The following is a 20,634-nucleotide window of genomic DNA, read 5'->3' on the forward strand; positions in this document are numbered from 1 at the left end:
GCATCAAGGCTAAGAAACCGGGTTTCTACGAGTCTTTGGTTGGGTGACGAGAAATACTGAGAGAAACCCGGTTTCTGAGATTTTCGCATGGTTCCAAGAAACCAAGATTTACGCATCTATGCCAAGAAACCGGGTTTCTACGAGTCTTTGGTTGGGTGGCGAGAAATACTGAGAGAAACCCGGTTTCTGAGATTTTCGCATGGTTCCAAGAAACCGGGTTTCTATGAGTCTTCGGTTGGGTGACGAAAAATACTGAGAGAAACCCGGTTTCTGAGATTTTCGCATGGGGCAAGGCAAGACAGATATAATTAGGACAGCAGTTACAAGAGGAAAGCCAATGGTGACAAGCCTAAATGTAGATACGGCACTGCTGCAAGAGGCGATCGCACTTAAGGAAGAAATTGCGATCGAAACCCTAGTTGAAATCGCCTTGCGCGAATACATTCAACGCCGCAAACAGCCACAGAAGCTCAAACTTAGCTTTGGAGAATCTCTCAGTGCATTTCGGGAAAAATATCAAGTACATGAACTGGGTTTAAATCCCGATGAAGTTTGGGGAGAGATTCGCGATCGAACTTTTGCAGGGCGCGAGGTCATCTTTGAATGACGCTGCGTTATTTACTCGATACCAATATTATCTCTGAACCTGTTCGTCCTATCCCTAATGCCAATGTGATGACTAAATTAATTGAGGCAAAATCCACTGTGGCGATCGCCTCGGTAGTTTGGCACGAAATTCTGCTAGGCTGTTATCGAATGCCAGACTCTAAGCGTCGCCGCGCGATCGAAGCCTATCTTGAGGAAGAAGTAAAAGTCAAATTACCGATTTTGCCCTACACCCAAGAAGCGGCTGAGTGGTTCGCGAGAGAACGAGCAAGGCTAATTGCGATCGGTCAAACACCGTCTTATGCTGATGGGCAAATTGCGGCGATCGCTAAAGTCAATAATCTGATTTTGGTGACACGAAATATTGCTGATTATGCAAACTTTCAAGACTTGCCGATCGAAAACTGGTTTTCTTAAACTGCTTCATCGGTTTGACTATCGACAATAATGCGATCTATTTGTTCGCGGTGGCGATCGTAATAACGCCAAGCATTATCTAAATCGAAACCCGACAAACCTGGATAATTCCGCAGTAACTCAGCGTCATCAGCGCCCTGTTTGTGAAGTGAAACCAGCGTCCAAACCGGAATGCGGGTATTGCGAATCCTGGCATTTCCTCCACACACTCCAGGTGTACTCTGAATCGCCTTAGCCGAGAGTTTTTCTTGAAAGAGCAAACTCTCTTCAAGTGTTAGCGACTCAATGACTTGAATTAAGGAGTCAACCAACTGAATGTTCATGACCAGTAATTTACAAAATATAGAATGGCGATCGCTGAAACTATCATATCAAAAATTTGTGTTTTTGGCGAATATTTGTTAAACAGGGATTATTAGCTAGCTAGTCGATCGACTATACTTTGTAAGCGAGGTGAATCATTATGCTCCAAGCATTTGAAGGGATTTACAGAAATGGAATCATCGAACTGTTAGAATTTCCCGAAAACATTTATGAAAGTCGCGTGCTGATTACTTTTCTAGCTGGTCATCCATTCCTGTATCGCCTGAATTTATCCAGTTTGGAATGTTTGCCGGAACTGAGAAATCCACCGAATCCGATTTCGAGATTGCCCAGTTTCATGGTGATACTGACGATGAATTAGATTGGTCATAGATTAAGTCCTGTTTATGTCAATGGAAGATGGACGATCTGATCTTGGTATTCATCATCGAACGAACCATCAGCAATCAAAATTAATTCCTCAATATTTTGCCCAATAGTTAAATCTGAGTTCAAAATAAAAATCCCTGGAATATGCCTACCTTCAGCAATATGATCTGTCAGATGGACAGGCATAGACTTGCGGTTGTTCGTAACTAAAATAAAACCACGATCCTCACACCAAACTAAAATATCTGGATCGAGCGTACTTTTTTCAGGCGTACCAATATCGCCTACTGACCAAACTACTAAATCAGAGCGTTTCCGGCGAAGCTGCGTAGCATAAATCGGTGTGACATTCTCATCCATCAAATATTTCAGCGCCATTCCTTAAACACCATGTACAACAGCTTGCTTTTCCCGTTCTGCTTTCAATTTTCGCAATCTTTCCGCAGCAGGATGGGGATTTGCTGCTTGCATTTTTCGCTGCTGATGCGACCAATCCAACCAATCTTGTAAATATCGACTTACTGATTCTTTGTTAAGTAAATAATACAAAATAGTCGTATAAACTTCGGCCAAAGTTAGAGAAGGGTATAGTTGCTGAATTTCTTCGGCCGTGCGTTCCCGATATAGATACTCATACAGTACCGTCTCAATCCCGATGCGATGTCCTTTGATCCGAATATCATCCGGTGCTAAAAAGTCAAAATACTCATTGAATTCCATATCTAAAATTCCTCTTTTAGCCATCTACCATTATACTCATTATATGGAATAGCGATCGTAGGCATCAGCCAAGTAATTAGAGATGGGCTAAGAAACCGGGTTTCTACGAGTCTTTGGTTGGGTGACGAAAAATATAGAGAGAAACCCGGTTTCTGAGGTTTACGCATCGAGGCCAAGAAACCGGGTTTCTACGAGTCTTTGGTTGAGTGACGAAAAATATAGAGAGAAACCCGGTTTCTGAGGTTTACGCATCGAGGCCAAGAAACCGGGTTTCTACGAGTCTTTGGTTGGGTGACGAAAAATATAGAGAGAAACCCGGTTTCTGAGGTCTTTGTTACCAAATCATGACAAATGATGCTACCCTTGGGATAGGGAGTTTTTTGTTTATGAATCCAATTAAACGTGTTGCCATAGTGGGAGGAACCCACGGAAACGAACTCACAGGCATTTACCTTGTGAAGAAGTTCGATCGCGCGCCAGAGTCAATTTGGCGATCGACTTTTGAAACAATCGCCCTGCTAGCCAATCCCAAAGCCTGCGAAATCGGGAGACGCTACATCGATATCGACCTCAACCGCTGCTTTCGACAGCAAGATTTAGAAAATCCCCACCTCTCCAGCTACGAAGCCCAGCGGGCGAAAGAAATCTACCACATTTTTAGCTCAAAAAACACCCAGCAACAAAGCTTAATCATCGACTTGCACAGCACCACATCCAACATGGGGATAACATTTATTCTCGCCAGCCAGCATCCATTTAACCTGCAACTAGCAGCTTATTTAACATCCGTATACCCCCACATCAAGCTACTCGCTGCGACAACCCAGAATCAAGATAGTCCTTTGCTGCGATCGCTCTCCGAGTTAGGCGGTACGCTAGAAGTTGGTGCGGTGCCACAAGGCGTAATAGATGCCTCTTTGTTTCAGCAAACCGAGCAAGTTGTCGGCACAATTTTAGACTGCGTAGAAAGCTACAATCAAGGCACTATGCCAGTTGCAACAAATCCCCTGACTGTTTATCACACCATCGGGGCGATCGACTATCCCAGAAACAAGTCTGGAGAAATTCAGGCAATGATTCATCCTCAGCTACAATCCAGAGATTATGAAGCCCTAAATCCTGGCGATCCGATGTTTTTGACCTTTGATGGTGAGTCAGTCTTGTATGAAGACAAATCGATTGTTTATCCAATTTTTATTAACGAGGCTGCTTACTACGAAAAAGGGATTGCGATGTGTTTTACCCAAAAGCAAACAGTTGTTAGTCAGTAGTCAGTTGTCAGTTGTAAGTTGTCATATCCGGTAACTTTGTTTCAAGATTTTTTTCTAAATATTTGAAACTAAATTAAGGGATAAATAAACCCGCCCCGCTAGATATTGATGCCACCGAACATAATATCAGTCAAGAGTCATTTGAGCGATGGGGCGACAAAAAGTTCTCTTCAGGAACAGCACGAGAATCATGAAATTCCTTCCATACTTGTAAACTAAAAATACAGGCAAGCAGCCATATAAAACCAGCAATATAACCGGCAATCACATCAGTAGGCCAGTGAACTCCGAGATAAAGCCGGCTCAAACCAATAGCAGCAATTAATACCACAGTCAAGCTGTAAATCAACCAGCGCTGCTTGGGAAAGCGCGAACCCAATAAATATCCTAGCAAACCGTAAATAATCATTGAAATCATCGCGTGTCCGCTAGGAAAACTGTAAAATTTTACGTCAACCGTGCGCTCCCAAAGTTGAGGTCGATCGCGCGCAAACAGTTGTTTCAATAGTAAATTTAAACCCAGGCCTCCCACGCCTGTAACTGCAATAGTTGTGGCTTCGGAGCGATGTTTGCGTACCCACAATATAATACCCAAACTCACGCTCAGCATTAGCAGCAGATTGGGTTCTCCCAAAAATGTCAAGCCGAGCATGAGGCGATCGCGCACCGGAGTGTGCAGGCTCCTCAGATATAGTAAGATAGATTTATCGAAAGCGTAGGTTTCCTTTTCCAAAACCTCTTCGGCAATGGTGGCAAATGCCCACATCGCCAAAGCAGCAACCGCAAGGCCGCCAAGCCGAATTATCGAAATGAGCGATCGAATTTTAGAGAGCATTTTTTAACCAATTAAGCAGTAAAAACTGAGAATATCAAGCTGTTTTGCTTTTGCAATTTAACCTCTCTAGCGGGCAGAAATTCCGCTCTACAAAATTCTCAAGAAACAGTTTATTATAAATAAAAGACGCGACAGTTTACAATAAATATGGGAAACTAAAACGCCTTATCGATCGTCTAGATGATTGAGCCAACTATATTTTGAATGATTGATTGATTTTTGACCTGAAGGAATTGGTTTAAAGCCGGAACCCTTTGAGGGAGAAATTAAAAGAAGACTATTCATTGCTTCAATCCTCGGACTTCCATATCTAGGCAAGCTGTCAACAGTTAACTGTCAACTGTCAACTGTTAACTGTTAACTGTTAACTGTCAACTGACTTCATTCCTCAAATTTTATCTCCCACCGACGAATGACTATCATATCAAAAAAACACTTTTCTGCAATTTTGTTGACCGTGGGGTTGACAAGTATGGCTGCCTGTGCTACCAACAGCTCAGTCAATGCGCCGATCGCCCAAGCCAACACGATCGCCCAACGCCTAGTATCAACCGCAGTCGCCCAAAAGCCCAGCGGGCAATTCGGTAAGCCGATCGCCTGTACCCTAGGCAAAGACTGTTTTATCATGCACTATTTCGATCGCGATCCAAGCCCAGCCGCCGTCGATTTCGGCTGCGGGCGGCAAACCTACGACGGGCACGACGGCATAGATTTCGCCATTCCCGACGCCAAAGCAATGGCAAAAGGCGTTCCAGTTATCGCATCCGCAGCGGGCAAAGTTTTGCGAGTGCGAGATGGTGTAGTCGATCGACGTTTGCAAAACCAGACAGACAAAGCCAACGTCGCAGGTACAGAATGTGGCAACGGCATGGTAATCGATCACGGTGGCGGTTGGGAAGCCCAATATTGCCACCTCCGCCAAAACAGCATTGTTGTCAAGCCGGGAATGCAGGTACAAAAAGGCACAGTTTTGGGCATGGTGGGCAACTCCGGTCAGGCGTCTTTTCCTCACGTACACGTCACTTTTCGCTATCAAGGTAAGCCCGTAGATCCGTTTGTCGGGCCCGATGCCAAATTAGGCTGCAACACCGCCCGCAATCCAATTTGGGATCAGCCGATCGACTACGTTTCTACAGGTTTAATTCGCGCAGGTTTTGCCAACAAAGCACCTGACGAGAACACCGTCTGGGCTGGACAATTTTATGATACTAAACTACCTGTAAATAGTCCAGCTTTGTTGTTTTGGGTGCAGAGTTACGGAGTCCTTAAGGGCGATCGCGAACAATACAAATTATTTGCACCAAACGGCCAAACCATCGCTGACCAAACCAATGAAATTAAAGCCCCCAGCCGCACTTGGTTGGGTTATATCGGCAAAAGAAACAGTACAAATTCTCCTCTGACTCCGGGAGTGTGGCGCGCAGAATATCGGTTGACGCGGGGCGATCGAGTTTTAACAGAAGTTAAGCGAGAAGTTGAATTGCGATAACCTTATTTATTCCTTCGCAACCTATCAATTCAAGCAGTCAGAAACCGGGTTCCGAAAATCATGTATCTCAGCCTTGAATTAAGTAAAAACCCGGTTTCTTGGGTATGGATGTGCAGATAGTTTAACAGTTGACAGTTGACAGTTGACAGTTGACAGCGAAGTTTTTAGGCTGGGGCTTAAATCCCCAGCCTAAAAACAATCCACCTCAAGGTGGGGGCTTAAATCCCCTGTGCTTTGGTTAAAATAATAACAATATTTGAAAATAGTAGAAAAAGATCGGACGGCGAATGGAATTCGCGACTACACAAACGAAGTCCGCCTGCGCGGACTTAAGAAGAGCGATAATTTTCACCGCGGTGTCTTGTTCGGATTTTGATCACGATCAGGGCAAATTGTCCCAAGCTTGAGCTACAATCTCGCTCAGCCAGCGCCTTTGAGCCAAATCGAGCAGGTTGTCGTCGGTGAGCAGCTCAGCCTTTAACTCGTCTAAAGACTGAGAACGCGATCGAGCTATTTGAATCACACCCGCGATCGCCGACGCCACCAATTCTTCATTCAGCGGCTGCTGTCGCAAAGCAATCATTTCTTGAGGATTCGTAGGAATGGGATAATTCATAAGAGTGTATATCGAAAAAAGTAAATACTGACCCGCAGCGGGTCAACTAAGAGCTAGGGCGATCGATAAACTAAAAATCTGAGAACATTGTAAACTTATTTAAAACTGAATAAGTATTCGGGAGTATAGCCTACTTTGCTCCCTTGTCAACTCCCCCATCTTTATTAATTTATTCAGAATAGAACTCCCAATCATGCAAGAAATTCTTTATCTAGAAGTCCCCACACCTGATACAGCAGCAGTCTGCACTTGGTTACAGCACGAATTCGACCCCGGAATCGGAGAAAAAATTATTACTCCTGACGGTTTTCGCCTGCTTTCCAACACAACAGCAGCGGAGTTGGTAAAATCTGGAACTCAAAATCCTAATCCAAAACCGACCCTCGCTGATAGCAATTCAGAAAACTACAATTGGCGAACAGAACTTTCCACATTTGTCTGGTCAGTACAGCGCACAACTTATTTAAAAGTCTTTCGCCTAGAAGACGCGCCGCCTGGAGAAAAACAGTTCTTGGAATCTCTAAATCTGGCTGTCAGAAACAAGTTTCCCGATCGCTACCCAGAACCCCCCACCATAGACCTCTCCAAACAGTCAATTTTTGACGCTCTTGCCCCCTATTACCCTCTCACCGTCAAATACTTCCAAAAAATGCCCAAAGGCGAATACGACCTGCAGCGCGTTTACTGGTGGGAGCAGCGGTGGCGCGAAAACACTCGCAATCCTCAAAAGCCAAAACAAGTCGTGTTTTTGAAGGAAGAAGGAAGAGGGAAGAAGGAAGAAGGAAGAGGGGAGAAGAAAGCAGGCACTGTTTTGTCGGATGCTGGCGAGACTGTTTACGATTTAATTTATATCGGCGGGGCTTTGGGAGTGATTCACGCCGCAGTCATGGCGAGATTGGGCTACCGAGTGCTGCTGCTGGAACGAATGCCTTTCGGGAAGATGAATCGCGAGTGGAATATTTCGCGGGACGAAATGCAAAGCTTAGTTGATTTGGGTTTATTTACTGCTGCAGAAATCGAAACTTTGATTGCGCGAGAATACAAAGATGGCTACTGCAAGTTTTTTGATGCTAACAATCCGCCCGTTGCTAAAGCGGAAATTCTGCACGTGCCGAAGGTGCTTAATATAGCTTTGGACAGCGACAAACTGCTGTATTTGGCGGGAGTTAAACTCACAGAAGCTGGCGGGGAAATCTGGGACGAAACTGAGTTTATCAGAGCCGATATTGAAGCTGAAAAAGTTATAGTTCAGAGCTGCCACTTGCCGACAAAAACCGATCGCACTGTCAGCGGACGTTTGCTCGTCGATGCAATGGGTTCGGCTTCTCCCATCGCTTGGCAATTGAACGAAGGACGGGCTTTTGACAGCGTTTGTCCGACGGTGGGAGGAGTCATTGACGGAGGAATGGAGCCGGGAGTTTGGGATTCCGATTACGGCGACGTTCTCTGGAGTCACGGCGATATTTCGCGAGGCCGCCAACTGATTTGGGAGTTATTTCCCGGCGCTGGAGGAGAACTCACAGTTTATCTCTTTCACTATCACCAAGTAAATGCCGAGAATCCCGGTTCTTTGCTGGAACTGTACGAGGATTTTTTCGCAATTTTGCCGGAGTACCGCCGCTGCGATGTCAATAAATTAATCTGGAAAAAAACTACTTTTGGTTATATTCCGGGCCATTTTAGCACCAGCAGCAGCGATCGGGCCGTGGCTGTCGATCGCCTAATTGCGATCGGCGATGCAGCATCTTTGCAATCTCCCTTAGTATTCACCGGTTTCGGCTCTCTCATCCGCAATCTTTTTCGATTAACAGATTTATTGGATACAGCTTTAAAGCACAATTTATTAAGTGCCAAACACTTAAACCAAATTCGTGCCTACCAGAGCAATATATCAGTAACTTGGCTGTTTTCCAAAGGCATGATGGTGCCGACGGGGCGAACTTTGCCACCCCAAAGAATTAATTCAATGCTCAATACCTTTTTCGGTCTTTTGGCAGAACAAGAACTCACCGTCGCGGAAACTTTTATTAAAGACAGAGCCGACTGGTTAACTTTCAATCAATTGGCAATTAAAGCAGCCAGAAAAAATCCTTCTCTCCTGTTGTGGATTTTAGATTTTGTCACCTTGCGCGATATTTGGCGCTGGTTGGGGAGTTACTTGACTTTTACTCTCTTGGCTTTGGCGAGTTTCCTATTCGGATGGCTTCCCAGTTTCGCCCGCAAAATACAGCCTTGGTTAGAGCCGCGCTATCCGGCTGTGTGGCTGTGGCTGTTGGCTACCAGCTATGCTCTTACCTACGGCATGGGAAAGGGTAGAAAATAGAAGACCGGGCGGTTGAAACGGCGGCTATACAAACTCTCACCCGCATTGCCAAGGGTTGAAGAACAGGCGGTTACAATTACGTTTGACATTATTTTCTCGACACCGCGGAGGTGGTCGCTGAGCTTGTCAAAGTGCGGACATCATTTTTGTAGATGCGGTTTCAACCGCCGTATTATCTAAAACTCAACCAACTAAAAACTGTTTCCACGGTCAATTCTAATTCGATTCCACTGAGTATGGGCAATTGAGCAGTGCCTTTGTATAGTTCCACCTTTTGTCCGGGAAACACGGCCAAAATACTTTCTTCCTCTGGATACATCAACCACCCCAATTCTGTGCCATTTCGTGAACAATGCAGTAATTTACTCAGGACTTTGGTTTGGCTTTGTTCTGGAGATAGAATTTCAATTGACCAGTCTGGATGAATGTCAAAGCGGTTAGCAATTCTCCCCGATGACTGTATGGGAATCCTTGCCCATCGGAATACGGCGATATCTGGGACAATTGATGCACCCCCAAAAGTACAGCGCAACTCTGGAAAAGCATAAGCATTTTTTGGTGTTTCTACTATCTGATTAATGACAGCACAAAATTTACTCTGTAATCTGCTATGTTCGCCTTGAGGTATGGTTTTTTGAATGATTTCTCCATCGATAAAATCTGAGGTAGGTTCGGTTTCTGGAAGTTTCAGGAACTCTTCTAAAGCGATTTTAAGTTTGACAAATGTAGTCATCAATCAGTTCTCTTAAAAGTAAACTGGATAGGAGACTTTTACCGACTTATCCCAAGCTGAAACCCAATTAGCTGTCTTTTTGGTAATTGATAATTTTGAGCAATTACCAATTACCAATTACCATAAAGAATGGCTTGAACGCCGGAACCCTGATCGGGAGAAATTAAAAGAAGATGATTCATTACTCCAATCCTCTTCCTGACCGGGAGAGGTCGCCCTCAACTGTCAACTGTCAACTGTCAACTGTCAACCTATCGAAAACTAGGCAATTCAATTTCAGCTAACGATCGAGGTTTTTTATAAGGCCGTAGCGGACTAGCAATCAAGGCCAGCCAATCGGGTTGTGCGATTGCTGTAGGTATGGCTTCACTCGATCGCGCTTCTTGAAGGCCAAAGGTTTCCACTGAATTCAAAATTGGAACCGCCTTGGCCAATTCTGGGCTGCCTAATTTGGCAGCAGCAGTTTCCGGTTCAGGCTCAGCCATAGGTAATTGAGGTTCTGCAACCGCAACCGCCGAGTCAGTTGCAGCCTCCTGAGTGCGGTAGGTTTCGCTCTCCAATTGAATGCCGGATGCTTGGGCTAATTGGTTAAGTTCCAGATTGGCGATCGATTCAGGGTCGATCGCATATTCAGCAAGCGCTACCTCTGGATGCTCTTCGGACTCTGACCAAGGTTTGACTGGGGCAGCGTTGAAGGCTGACGGCAGCGGAACCTGAGAGCTTTTGACCACCGCCAGCAAGGATTCTAATTGCTTGTGGGCGCTATCCTCCGCATCGTCAGGTGGCTCAATAATTGGAGACTTCTGTGGCATCTCCAGACTTTTTTCCAAGGCAGCTTTGAATTGCAGAGTGTGGCGCTGCTGGCGGTGCAAGCGCGATCGCAATTCCTTGCAAACATTTTCTGTGGCTACTAGCTGATGAAACTGTTCGTTGTAGCGATGCACGGTAGACGCACATTCTCGCTCCACAATCGCTAGCCTGGTTTGGCTGGTTGCTAACTTACTTCTTAAACTCTCCACTAAAATTTCTTGACTTTGGAGGGTTTGATGGGAAACTTCCACTTTGCCAAACAGCCGCGTCAATTGTTCTTGAGTGTTTTCGAGTTCAGCAGTCTGCTTTTCTAGCAAGGCTTCGCGATGCTGCCAGTTTTTTTGGGACTCTTCGAGCGCTGTTTCTAGCTGGGCGATGCGCTGCAAAAGGTCGCGGTTGCATTCGTGCAGCGCTTGCATGAGGGTGACTGGGGTAGAGCCTTGTCCCTGATGCTGTTCGGCATTGCCAAGCAGATTTTTGAGATTGTTTGAAATCGTCGGCGATCCCGGCTCTGGCGGCTGTGTCTGAGATTGCAAATTGTTGGTGGAGGGTGTTGTGGGAATTGCATCTACGCTGAGCGCGTTGGGAAAATCTACTGTTTGCCAGTCTTCTTCTGGCTGTTGGGGAACCCTTGCGGGAGTTTCTGTCGCAGGGGGCGCGATCGGCTCAAAACCCCCAGCAGCAGCAAAATTTGACTGCAATGGTTCATCGGATCGAACAGCAGGGTGCGATTGGTGCTGACTGGCTCGAAGATCAGCTTCTGACATGGCTTTTTATCCCAATAGTCACAGGGTCTCACATACAGTCTATCCTGATAGATTCTCCAAAAGAAACCCCTAGTCAGAAGGAAGAAGGAAGAAGGAAGAAGGAAGAGGGAAGAAGGAAGAGGGAAGAGGGAAGAGGGAAGAGGAAAGAGGGAAGAGGGAAGAGGGAATAAGCAGAAAAATGCCCACACTCTCCCACTGGGAGCATCGAGCGCGCCAGCTTATTTAGTGCGAGCATCGAGCGCGCACGCCAGCTTATCTAGTGCGAGCTTAAGAGCTCGCGTGCCTTATCTAGCTCGCGAGCTCTTAAGCTCGCACTCCAAAAAAATGCTTTTTGCACTTATTGAGATGCTTCCCTCAAACTCTTCGACTCTCTCATGCCGTGCGATCGGCTAAGCTTTTTCAATAACCGCAAAATGTTTGTCAATCATTGCTGGAATTTCAGCAGGTTTGATGCGACTGTAGCGAGTTTTGTCCGGCATCAAAACCATATTTGGCCCGGCTTTGCACTGTTTGAGACATCCGGTTCCCTGAACAGTCACTTGCCCTTCTAAACCCCGCGCATTCAAAGCAGTTTCTAAAGCTTTACAGACTGCTGCGCTGCCCCGCTTCTGGCAGTCAGATTTTTGACATACTAATATTTTAGTTTTGGTTTTAGCCGGAGTTTGGACAGTTTGAGTTGCTGTGCAAGTGCTGACTTCGGTTTTATCGTTGGCGAAGCCCTGGAAAAGGATCGCGCCATCTAAGGTCAATACCGCAGCAGGTAAACTGGTAGAGTCGAGCTGTTCGGGCGATCGATCGTTGTTACCTTGAGCCAGCTTGAGACTGCGAGCTTTAAGTTTTATTTTACCATTTTTCAAATTGAGTTCTTTCTCACCCGCAACTTGAACTCTCAACCCAGTCGTCAAAACGGGCCCTAAAAATGACCGCAACTCCTTGCAAAGTTTAACCAGAAACTCTACTCCGCGATCCGTACCAATTCGCAAATATTTAAGTTTGTAACCATCTTCAATAATCAGGCTGAGGATTTCTCCCTCTAAGCTAAATTCCGAAAGTTGCTTACCAGATTGATACATTGTCATAACTCCTTTAAATCCGTGACATCCATTAAATCCGTTAAATAATCCGTTCCCGAACTGCCTTTAGGCGATTTGCCAGCAGCACTCCAGCAAATGCACCAGTTCGCCCCGTGAAGCGCTCAATTGCCTCAAAACACTCGCTAATTGAGCAGCTTGTTTAGCCGTGCTAATTTTTGCCCGCAAAGGTTGATCAACTCCGCACCAGCAGGGAATTTCTAGCTCTTGCAAGCGTTGGTAAACTTGCCATCTGTCTAGCCAACTGACTGGCACGATGTCACAGACTTCTAATTCTGGATCTGCTGGATTCATTTTTTTAACAACAATAATGATTTGCATTAATTTTTGCTCTTGATGTACCCCATTTTCAGGAAGCATTCAGAACGAGCATCTTTTTAGAGGATAACGCAACTGCAAATAATTCTCAATAGATTTTGTAAAAAATTTTTCTACTATACAAAGTCTTCCACTATCGAGGCCGACCCTGCTTGACTGGTAAATCTAGGGTGCTAGAGTGAGTCTATTGGCAACAAAACTGCCTATTGAAAGGAGAACACACATGGCTGAGATTCAGAGTGCATTGAGACCGTTTGGTCACATAGCCGAAAACCCAGTTCTACTAGAACATTCAGTCACAGCACCGATTTGTGAAGGGATGAACGCGCTGCTGGCAAGTTTTCAGGCTTTATACCTGCAATATCAAAAACATCATTTTGTGGTGGAAGGGGCAGAATTTTACTCCTTGCACCAATTCTTTCAAGAAAGCTACGGAGAAGCTCAAGATAGTGTCCACGAATTGGGCGAACGCTTGAACGGGTTGGGCGGCATACCGGCGGCTAGCTTTAGCAAATTAGCCGAGATGTGCTGTTTTGAGCCAGAAGCCGACGGCGTATATTCCTGCCGCCAAATGCTGGAACATGATTTGACAGCAGAACAAGCTATTATAGGTTTACTGCGCCGTCAAGCAGGACAAGCAGAAAGTTTGGGCGATCGAGCTACGCGCTACCTCTACGAAAAAATCCTGCTAAAAACAGAAGAGCGAGCTTATCACATTTCCCACTTCCTCGCCCCCGATACCTTAGTGCAATTGAACTTAAACTAACCCGAAAAAAGCAATTTCCCTAAATCGGAAAAAAGCTTAAAATCCCCTCCAAATTCAAAATTTGGGGGGATTTCAGATTTGGCAGCTTATCTGTAGGGACACAGCACTGCTCAATGCGTGTCAACTGAAGCCTGAAAGCCTTGATAAATCTCGCTCATCATCGAGTCTAGATCCCCCTCCCATCCCCCTTAAGAAGGGGGACTTTGAGAATATTCCTGTCCCCCCATCGAAGCGGAACTTTCTGAATACTCATGTCCCCCCCTTCTTAAGGGGGGCTAGGGGGATCTCCGCTTTCTTATACAAAGTGCGATAGCCTACTCAAAATTAAGGAGCTAAAGCACTACCGCGCAACAAGCTACCAATGGTTTTCGCAGTAATCTTCATCTGAATGAAGGGATTAGCCGGCACCACGGTCTTATACAAGTAGCTATCAAATGTGAGTTTCTGCACATCGCGATCGGCACACATTTCCACAAAAGCTTCGCGAGTAGCATCAGAACGGTAGAACACGCGCTGCAAAATGTCAAGCACCTTGTAAGTAATACCGTAAGCCTTATCCCACCGCTTCAGATACAGCTTGATTTCTTGTTCCGTTGGAATCCGCGCGCCATTATTGGAAATCTCCACAATAGTTTCAGCGCACATCCGGCCAGACTTAGCGGCAAAATAGATACCTTCGCCCGAAGACTTGGTAACATAACCGGCAGCATCACCGATGAGGGCAACTCGGCCGACAACCCGGCGGGGACGCGGATGTTCTGGGATGGGGTGAGCTTCCACTTTAATGATTTCACCGCCCATGAGTTTTTTGGCAGCGCGGGCCCGGACTCCGGCTTGGAGCTTTTTGATGCTGGCTTGATTGACTTTCATCGTGCCGGTACCGACGGCTACGTGGTCGTATTTGGGGAACACCCAGGCGTAGAAGTCGGTGGAAACGTCGTCGCCGACGTACATTTCGGCTAAGCCTTCGTAGTAAGCCATTTTATCTTCTGGGAGGCGGATGCGCTCTTGGAAGGCGATCGCATAATTGTAGTCACCAGCATCAATCGCCTTCGCGACGCGGGAGTTAGCGCCGTCAGCCCCGATTACCAAATCCACTTTCAGGGTTTTCTGAATTCCCATTGCGGTGCCGTTGGAGTGGTCGGCGTAGTGGAGAATGTAGGGGTCGGTGTTGTTCGTGGGAATGTCTAAGGTGTGAACGGTACCGTTAATCAGTTTGGCACCTAAGGAGGCAGCCCGATCGCGCAAAAAGCCATCGAGGACTTCCCGGCGGCACATACCGATATATTCGTGTTCGTTTTCGATATTGATGTCTACCTCTACATTGGAGGGGGAAATCATTTTCATTTTTCTGACTTGGCGATCGATAATACTTTGCGGCAAGTCAAATTCTTCGACCATGCACAGGGGAATTGCCCCGCCGCAGGGTTTTGCGTTGTCTAATTTGCGCTCAAATAAATAAGTTTCGATGCCTGCTTTTACCAATGTTTCGGCGGCGCAAGAACCGGCTGGCCCTGATCCAACAACTGCAACCCGTAGTGTCAAAGCTTTTCTCCCCAATTTTTTCTATAGTTTTTACCAGTCAGATGTGATGGTATCACGGAGTTTCTTTGCTGTGGGGTGAGAATGGGAGATTTAAATGAAATGAAACAGAGCTTAACAATTAGATACGAAAATAGGCATCGCGCGAGGGATGGGGCGCGGGGAATTGTTGAGCTGTTGGTTGTAGTTTTTAGCAGGAAGGAAATATCTAAACGTATGGGAAACCAATGCAAACGCCTATCTTTGATGCAGCCCTCCGACAATTAGCTGTAGCTTCTATTAGCGGATACCAGAAACACATCTCACCGATAAAAGGGTTTTCTTGCGCTCACCGAGTGCTATACGCGGGGGAGTCTTGCTCGCAGTATATCAAGGGCGCGATCGCCAAATTTGGCTTATTTGGGGCGATAAAAGCGTCGCGCCGCCGGTTTGCTGCTTGCAAGCACGCGAACCAAATCTTGAAAGCCCGGTTTACCAGTGAATCTGGCAGTGAAGACTCCAATTTCGAGGGTAACGATGAACCCAAATCCGATCGACCAAAATCTCAGGGGGAAACTCCTGGCAGAAGCTCTCTGTGTGAAAATTACTGTACTAAATGGCTAGACTGTATTGAATGGCTAGATTGTGGCGGCGCGGATTGTTCTGGACTCGATTGTGGCGGCGCGGATTGTTCTGGACTCGATTGTGGCGGCGCGGATTGTTCTGGACTCGATTGTGGCGGCGCGGATTGTTCTGGACTCGATTGTGGCGGCGCGGATTGTGGCAGTTGTTTCTAGTTTTACTCGCCAACTGCTCTCCAAATAGGTAAATTTTTTTTACTATAATGTAGGGGAATTTTCAGAGGGTGCGATCGCGATTGTCGATCGAACTCCGTGCAATAAGTTACATTTAAGTTAAGTAAAGCTCCTATATAAAATTTCAAATTGCTATGCTAGGTAATTTTCAACAAAGCCAACTGCGGATTGAGGTTGAAGCTTCGGAGACTGCGATTCGGGACAGTTTGATGCGTCCTGTGCAGTTGCAGCAGTGGCTGTGGCCTCAGCAATTTTCTAAGGGTTTGCCGGAATTGCTCGATCGCGAATTGACTTTCACGAGTTGGATTGGCCCGGTAGCGGTGCATCACCATGTGGAGATTGCAGAGTCAAATTGTCTGCGGCTGTTGTTGAGTGAAGGAATTGACGGGTTTCACGAGTGGTATTGGGGCGACGGTTGGGTGCAGTCTCGGTTGGAGGGGGTGTCGCTGCTACCGCTGAATTTGGGCCAAACTGCTAGTTTGTTGCGTTTGCGGGAGTTTTTGGCGGGGAAGGGAAAGGGGAAGTAGGGGAAATCAGCGCGTTCAACTCGAAGTCCGCCAGGGGTTAAAAACCCCTGTCTAATAGCGAAAGTCCTCTAAAGAGGACTCATGAGTTCTTCAGTCCTCTTTAGAGGACTTTCGCTTTGAGGCAGGGGTTTCAACCCTTGCCGGATTGCGGGTTTAACGCGGTTGTTGACACTAATGGGAAACGATAGTATAGCTACTGTGCTGATAATTCTTGAATTTTTTTAACAACCTTTTGATAATCACTTGTTTGTTTTTGTTGCTTGTACAAGTCAGCAGCTTTTTGATAATCTGTGATCGCCTCTGCTTTTTTCCCAAGGTCAGACTTGGCATTACCTCGATTGTAGTAGGCATCAGCATATTTGGCATCAATGCCGATCGCCTTGGTATAATCGGAGATCGCCTCTGCTTTTTTGCCGAGAGCAGACTTGACATTACCCCGACGGACGTAATTATCAGTAGGATAGGCGGGAGCCAACTCGATCGCCTTATTATAGTCTGCGAGCGCCTCTTTCTTTTTCCCTAAGTTATCCTTGCATACAGCCCGATAGAAGTAGGCGGAAGCATTTTTGGGCTCAATGTCGAGCGCCTTAGAAAAATCTGCGATCGCCTCTTCTGTTTTACCTAGGCCATAGTTGGTATAACCCCGACCGACGTAGGCGCCAGTATCTTTGGGATTAAGGTCTATAAGCTTAGTATAATCCGCGATCGTCTCTGCTTGTTTCCCCAGCATAGAATTGACAGTAGCCCGCATATGGTAAGCATGAGTATATTTAGGATTAAGGTCTATAGCCTTAGAAAAATCTCTGAGCGCTTCTTCTTTTTTCGCTAGGGTAAACTTGATATCACCCCGAGCGAAGTAGGCGCCAGCATCTTTGGGATTCAGCTCGATTGCCTTAGAAAAATCTGGGATAGCCTCTGCGTTTTTCCCTAGGGCAGACTTGGCTTTACCCCGACCAATGTAGGCATCAGCATTTTTGGGATTAAGCTCGATCGCCTTAGTATAATCCGCGATAGCCTCTGCTTTTTTCCCTAGGTCATACTTGACATTACCTCGACCAATGTAGGCATCAGCATTTTTGGGATTAAGCTCGATCGCCTTAGTATAATCTGCGATCGCCTCTGCTTTTTTCCCTAGATCATACTTGGCATTACCTCGACGGTAGTAGGCAGCATCATTTGTGGGATCAAGGTCGATCGCCTTAGTATAATCTGCGATCGCCTCTGCTTTTTTCCCTAGGGAATACTTGGCTAAACTCCGATTGTTGTAGGCAGCATCATTTTTTGGATTAAGGTCGATCGCCTTAGAATAATCTGCGATCGCCTCATCATTTTTTCCTAGGGAATACTTCGCTAAACCCCGATTGTTGTAGGCATTATCATATTTTGGATTAAGGTCGATCGCCTTAGAATAATCTGCGATCGCCTCATCATTTTTCCCTCGGGCAAACTTCGCTAAACCCCGATTGTTGTAGTTATTATCATTTTTTGGATTAAGGTCGATCGCCTTAGTGTAATCTGCGATCGCATTATCATTTTTCCCTAGCATAAGATTGGCAAAAGCCCGCTCGCTGTAAGCCTCAGTTTTTTTTGGATTAAGGTTTATAGCTTTAGAAAAATTATCTATAGCACCCGTGAAATTTCTTTGATTTCTACTACGAGCAAGCCCTTGACTGTAATAGGAATTAGCATCATTAATTTGAGTCTGGGTAGCGGGAGTCGAAGCTCTCGTCCCACAAGCCACAACCCCAAACAGAGTCAAACCAGCACCCAGAACTTGCGGAATCAAGCGATGCGGTTTTTTAGTCATAGCCTTTGCAGTTAGTGAATTTTAATGAAAGTGCTTTTTTAACGGTTTAAAAAACTATGCCGAATTATATCTGATTGTGTGCAATTATAACTCTTGGCTGACGCACCCTACAAGTTTTAGCTATTGTTGTGCAATCAGCTTCCCGCCTGTAACTCTCTTCGGTTCAATCCCCCTACCTACCTAGCCCGCACCACCAACACCGAACAAGGAGCTTCAGCCACAACCTCAGCACTCACCGAACCCTCCAAAATCCGCTTCAAACCAGTCAAACCCCGACAGCCGATCGCAATTAAGTCTACTTTATAAATATTCGCCAAACGCAAAATCTCCTGCGCCGGTTCCCCCGAAACAATCTCCAACTCACTCTCGCAAGGCAAAGTTTCCTGATAAGATTGCAATAACTTTTCCACTTCTCGGTAAGCAATCTCATTTCCCTGAGCGTGAGGTCGATCGACCACAGCATCAAAATCCAACGTACCAGAACTCACAACATGAACTAAAATCACCTTAGCCGTCGGTTCTAGCTTAAACTGCGCCACAGCTTGCAAAACCTGTGCTGCAAACTCCGAATTGTCGATCGCCACCAAAACAGTATTCAATATAATGCACCTTTAAATCTCAGAATTTAGTTGACAGTTGACAGTTGACAGTTGACAGCGAATTATACCTGGAAGGAAGAGGATTGGAGTAATGAATAGTCTGATTTTAATTTCTCCGTACAAGCGAGAGGCTTTAAACCAATTTTTTCTGGTAATTTAAGCAAGATAAGCTGTTCTACATTTAAATTGTGTGTCAAAAATCGCTTAAACACTCTTGTGGGATGGGCTTCTAGCCCGTCCCGAATATACAATTTAAATGCGCAACAGCTTATTGGAAGAAACCGGGTTTCTTAAGCCCGAAGTGCGTAAATCTCGATCGCCAAACTCAAACCTACCATCTAAAAATCACCCTCACCCTGTGTCTCAGTGCGTAGCCGCACCGAATCAGCGTGAGAAGGCAAACCCTCAGCTTCCGCCAACACATTAATCGCCCTACTAACCTTTTTCAGAGCAGCCGGCGAATATTGAATCAAACTCGAATGCTTCATAAAAGTTTCCACCCCCAGCGGCGAAGCATAGCGCGGAGCACCAGAAGTCGGCAAAGTATGATTCGGGCCAGCCAAATAATCACCCACAGCTTCCGGTGTCGAACATCCCAAGAAAATCGCCCCAGCGTGCCGAATTTGGTCAAGCAAAGCCCAGGGATCAGCCACTTGCAATTCCAAGTGTTCGGGAGCAAACTCGTTGGAGAGTTCCGCTGCCGCCTTCAGGGACTCCACCACTACAACTAAACCATAATTGGCGATCGCCTTTTCCGTCAAAATCCGGCGCGGGTGATTTACTAATTGTCTTTCTACCTCAGCCACCACCTTCCTAGCCAGCACCGAATCCGCCGTCAGCAAAATTGCCGAGGCCATCGAATCGTGCTCAGCTTGAGCCAACATATCCGCAGCTACGTGTACAGGATTCGCCGAAGCATCAGCAATAATCAGTACCTCCGAGGGCCCCGCCAGAGAATCGATCCCCACAGTGCCGTAAACCAGTTTTTTCGCCAGCGTGACGTAAATATTCCCCGGCCCAGTAATTAAATCTACCTTGGGAATAGTTTCCGTACCATAGGCCAAAGCTGCGATCGCCTGAGCCCCGCCGACCCGATATATCTCATCAACTCCCGCTTCCTGAGCCGCTACCAGCACCGCAGGATTCATTTTCTTCTCTTGTCCGGGGGGAGTACACATCACCAGTCTCGGAACCTTGGCGACCTTCGCAGGAACCGCATTCATGATCACCGAGCTCGGATAGGACGCTTGACCGCCAGGAATGTAAATTCCCGCGCGATCGACTGGCGTGTAGCGCTTACCCAAAACAATTTCGTCATCACCAAACTGCACCCAAGATTTGGGGACACGCTGTCGGTGAAACGCTTCTACCTGTTTGCAAGCAAGCCGGATGGCATTTAATAATTCTTTCGATATTTGCTGATAAGCAGCATCCAATTCGGCGCCACTCACGCGCAAATCTGCCGCATTTAGGGTCGTGCGGTCAAATTCAGCAGTATATTGCAGCACAGCCTGATCGCCTTTGCGTCTTACAGCTTGCAGCACCTCGCGCACGGTAGCTTCTTTGTGAATAACAAGTTCGTCGTGGGTGCGATCGCAGATTCGTCGCAGTTCAGCTTGTGCCTCAACCCACTGAGTAATAATTCGCAGCATGGAGATTAGGAATGCCGTCAATAATTCACTAACATTTGCTTGACAATTTGGATTTTTTGTGGCGCTGGAGAATTCGGCCACCACCAGTCCACCAGCTTCAACCGCGAGACTCGCGGCAGTTTCAAAGGCTTCGTTTCCCGGCGTCAGTCCAGCGTTTAAATCTCTGTCGAGGATTTTTTTGCCAAACCGAGGACAAGTCACAACCTTCCTTGAGGAATTGCCTGTCAGAGAACCGGGTGCGGAGGGAGAGGGGGAGAG

General features: G+C 46.4%; 23 protein-coding genes. 10 read left to right on the forward strand and 13 right to left on the reverse strand.

Features of this window, described 5'->3' with window-relative positions:
* The first annotated feature begins 337 nt into the window (after window positions 1-337).
* Together K4039_RS02605 and K4039_RS02610 are read left to right on the forward strand one after the other, a co-directional pair.
* The gene (locus tag K4039_RS02605) at window positions 338-607 is read left to right on the forward strand and encodes a type II toxin-antitoxin system VapB family antitoxin (RefSeq protein ID WP_265233559.1); all 270 of its coding nucleotides are present in this window, start codon (window positions 338-340) and stop codon (window positions 605-607) included.
* Window positions 604-1,023 carry a type II toxin-antitoxin system VapC family toxin gene (locus K4039_RS02610; RefSeq protein WP_265233560.1) on the forward strand — a complete coding sequence of 140 codons (420 nt, stop codon included), beginning with the start codon at window positions 604-606 and terminating at the stop codon, window positions 1,021-1,023. Before K4039_RS02605 ends, K4039_RS02610 begins: the two co-directional genes overlap by 4 nt.
* Here the strand turns inward: K4039_RS02610 and K4039_RS02615 are convergent.
* Window positions 1,020-1,346: a DUF433 domain-containing protein gene (locus K4039_RS02615; RefSeq protein WP_265233561.1), complete on the reverse strand. Its 327-nt coding sequence runs from the start codon at window positions 1,344-1,346 to the stop codon at window positions 1,020-1,022. The two genes, K4039_RS02610 and K4039_RS02615, sit on opposite strands and share 4 nt — an antisense overlap.
* 140 nt (window positions 1,347-1,486) lie before the next feature.
* Between K4039_RS02615 and K4039_RS02620 the strand changes: the two genes are divergently transcribed.
* Window positions 1,487-1,708: a hypothetical protein gene (locus K4039_RS02620; RefSeq protein WP_265233562.1), complete on the forward strand. Its 222-nt coding sequence runs from the start codon at window positions 1,487-1,489 to the stop codon at window positions 1,706-1,708.
* Window positions 1,709-1,731: 23 nt separating this feature from the next.
* Here K4039_RS02620 and K4039_RS02625 read toward each other — a convergent pair whose 3' ends face one another.
* Both K4039_RS02625 and K4039_RS02630 read right to left on the reverse strand, forming a co-directional pair.
* A complete protein-coding gene (locus K4039_RS02625; RefSeq protein WP_265233563.1) occupies window positions 1,732-2,094 on the reverse strand; it encodes a DUF5615 family PIN-like protein in 363 nt (120 codons plus the stop codon).
* A 3-nt stretch (window positions 2,095-2,097) separates the two neighbouring features.
* Entirely contained in the window at window positions 2,098-2,436 is a 339-nt protein-coding gene (locus tag K4039_RS02630) for a DUF433 domain-containing protein (protein WP_265233583.1), read from the reverse strand.
* 386 nt (window positions 2,437-2,822) lie between these two features.
* Here K4039_RS02630 and K4039_RS02635 point away from each other — a divergent pair, with 386 nt between their 5' ends.
* Complete coding sequence (locus K4039_RS02635; RefSeq protein ID WP_265233564.1) at window positions 2,823-3,707, forward strand: aspartoacylase; 885 nt, start codon at window positions 2,823-2,825, stop codon at window positions 3,705-3,707.
* A gap of 130 nt (window positions 3,708-3,837) precedes the next feature.
* Here K4039_RS02635 and K4039_RS02640 read toward each other — a convergent pair whose 3' ends face one another.
* The gene (locus tag K4039_RS02640; protein ID WP_265233565.1) at window positions 3,838-4,542 is read right to left on the reverse strand and encodes a phosphatase PAP2 family protein; all 705 of its coding nucleotides are present in this window, start codon (window positions 4,540-4,542) and stop codon (window positions 3,838-3,840) included.
* Between the two features lie 412 nt (window positions 4,543-4,954).
* On the opposite strand from K4039_RS02640, the gene K4039_RS02645 reads away from it, so the two are divergent.
* Window positions 4,955-6,031 (forward strand): M23 family metallopeptidase, encoded by a 1,077-nt coding sequence (locus tag K4039_RS02645; RefSeq protein ID WP_265233566.1) that lies wholly within the window; start codon window positions 4,955-4,957, stop codon window positions 6,029-6,031.
* Between the two features lie 382 nt (window positions 6,032-6,413).
* Here K4039_RS02645 and K4039_RS02650 read toward each other — a convergent pair whose 3' ends face one another.
* On the reverse strand, window positions 6,414-6,647 hold the full coding sequence (locus tag K4039_RS02650) for a hypothetical protein (protein ID WP_265233567.1): 234 nt from the start codon (window positions 6,645-6,647) through the stop codon (window positions 6,414-6,416).
* 193 nt (window positions 6,648-6,840) lie between these two features.
* Between K4039_RS02650 and K4039_RS02655 the strand changes: the two genes are divergently transcribed.
* Complete coding sequence (locus tag K4039_RS02655) at window positions 6,841-8,970, forward strand: NAD(P)/FAD-dependent oxidoreductase (RefSeq protein ID WP_265233568.1); 2,130 nt, start codon at window positions 6,841-6,843, stop codon at window positions 8,968-8,970.
* 172 nt (window positions 8,971-9,142) lie between these two features.
* Here the strand turns inward: K4039_RS02655 and K4039_RS02660 are convergent, their stop codons facing one another.
* Window positions 9,143-9,703 carry a Uma2 family endonuclease gene (locus K4039_RS02660; RefSeq protein WP_265233569.1) on the reverse strand — a complete coding sequence of 187 codons (561 nt, stop codon included), beginning with the start codon at window positions 9,701-9,703 and terminating at the stop codon, window positions 9,143-9,145.
* Between the two features lie 251 nt (window positions 9,704-9,954).
* Window positions 9,955-11,214: a hypothetical protein gene (locus K4039_RS02665; protein ID WP_265233570.1), complete on the reverse strand. Its 1,260-nt coding sequence runs from the start codon at window positions 11,212-11,214 to the stop codon at window positions 9,955-9,957.
* On the opposite strand from K4039_RS02665, the gene K4039_RS02670 reads away from it, so the two are divergent.
* Window positions 11,214-11,450: a hypothetical protein gene (locus tag K4039_RS02670; protein WP_265233572.1), complete on the forward strand. Its 237-nt coding sequence runs from the start codon at window positions 11,214-11,216 to the stop codon at window positions 11,448-11,450. The genes K4039_RS02665 and K4039_RS02670 overlap by 1 nt on opposite strands.
* A 219-nt stretch (window positions 11,451-11,669) precedes the next feature.
* Here the strand turns inward: K4039_RS02670 and K4039_RS02675 are convergent, their stop codons facing one another.
* Together K4039_RS02675 and K4039_RS02680 are read right to left on the reverse strand one after the other, a co-directional pair.
* Entirely contained in the window at window positions 11,670-12,359 is a 690-nt protein-coding gene (locus K4039_RS02675; protein ID WP_265233573.1) for a (2Fe-2S) ferredoxin domain-containing protein, read from the reverse strand.
* Between the two features lie 60 nt (window positions 12,360-12,419).
* A complete protein-coding gene (locus K4039_RS02680) occupies window positions 12,420-12,692 on the reverse strand; it encodes an Asr1405/Asl0597 family protein (protein WP_321161501.1) in 273 nt (90 codons plus the stop codon).
* Window positions 12,693-12,912: 220 nt separating this feature from the next.
* On the opposite strand from K4039_RS02680, the gene K4039_RS02685 reads away from it, so the two are divergent.
* Window positions 12,913-13,455, forward strand: a complete 543-nt coding sequence (locus K4039_RS02685) for a Dps family protein (RefSeq protein WP_265233574.1) — start codon at window positions 12,913-12,915, stop codon at window positions 13,453-13,455.
* 324 nt (window positions 13,456-13,779) lie between these two features.
* On the opposite strand, the gene chlP is transcribed toward K4039_RS02685, so the two are convergent.
* Window positions 13,780-15,000: a geranylgeranyl reductase gene (gene chlP, locus K4039_RS02690; RefSeq protein ID WP_265233575.1), complete on the reverse strand. Its 1,221-nt coding sequence runs from the start codon at window positions 14,998-15,000 to the stop codon at window positions 13,780-13,782.
* A gap of 224 nt (window positions 15,001-15,224) precedes the next feature.
* On the opposite strand from chlP, the gene yidD reads away from it, so the two are divergent.
* Together yidD and K4039_RS02700 are read left to right on the forward strand one after the other, a co-directional pair.
* Complete coding sequence (gene yidD, locus K4039_RS02695) at window positions 15,225-15,773, forward strand: membrane protein insertion efficiency factor YidD (RefSeq protein ID WP_265233576.1); 549 nt, start codon at window positions 15,225-15,227, stop codon at window positions 15,771-15,773.
* Between the two features lie 152 nt (window positions 15,774-15,925).
* Complete coding sequence (locus tag K4039_RS02700) at window positions 15,926-16,318, forward strand: hypothetical protein (protein ID WP_265233577.1); 393 nt, start codon at window positions 15,926-15,928, stop codon at window positions 16,316-16,318.
* 193 nt (window positions 16,319-16,511) lie between these two features.
* On the opposite strand, the gene K4039_RS02705 is transcribed toward K4039_RS02700, so the two are convergent.
* The 3 genes from K4039_RS02705 to hisD all read right to left on the reverse strand — a co-directional run bounded on the left by K4039_RS02705 (window position 16,512) and on the right by hisD (window position 20,376).
* The gene (locus K4039_RS02705; protein WP_265233578.1) at window positions 16,512-18,125 is read right to left on the reverse strand and encodes a tetratricopeptide repeat protein; all 1,614 of its coding nucleotides are present in this window, start codon (window positions 18,123-18,125) and stop codon (window positions 16,512-16,514) included.
* Between the two features lie 176 nt (window positions 18,126-18,301).
* Window positions 18,302-18,727 (reverse strand): universal stress protein, encoded by a 426-nt coding sequence (locus K4039_RS02710; RefSeq protein WP_265233585.1) that lies wholly within the window; start codon window positions 18,725-18,727, stop codon window positions 18,302-18,304.
* A 335-nt stretch (window positions 18,728-19,062) separates the two neighbouring features.
* Window positions 19,063-20,376, reverse strand: coding sequence for a histidinol dehydrogenase (hisD, locus tag K4039_RS02715; protein WP_265233586.1), 1,314 nt, complete (start codon window positions 20,374-20,376; stop codon window positions 19,063-19,065).
* Between the last annotated feature and the right edge of the window lie 258 nt (window positions 20,377-20,634).

Origin of the sequence: Lyngbya sp. CCAP 1446/10 (assembly GCF_026130175.1) — a bacterium.
Taxonomy (GTDB): Bacteria; Cyanobacteriota; Cyanobacteriia; order Cyanobacteriales; family Microcoleaceae; genus Microcoleus.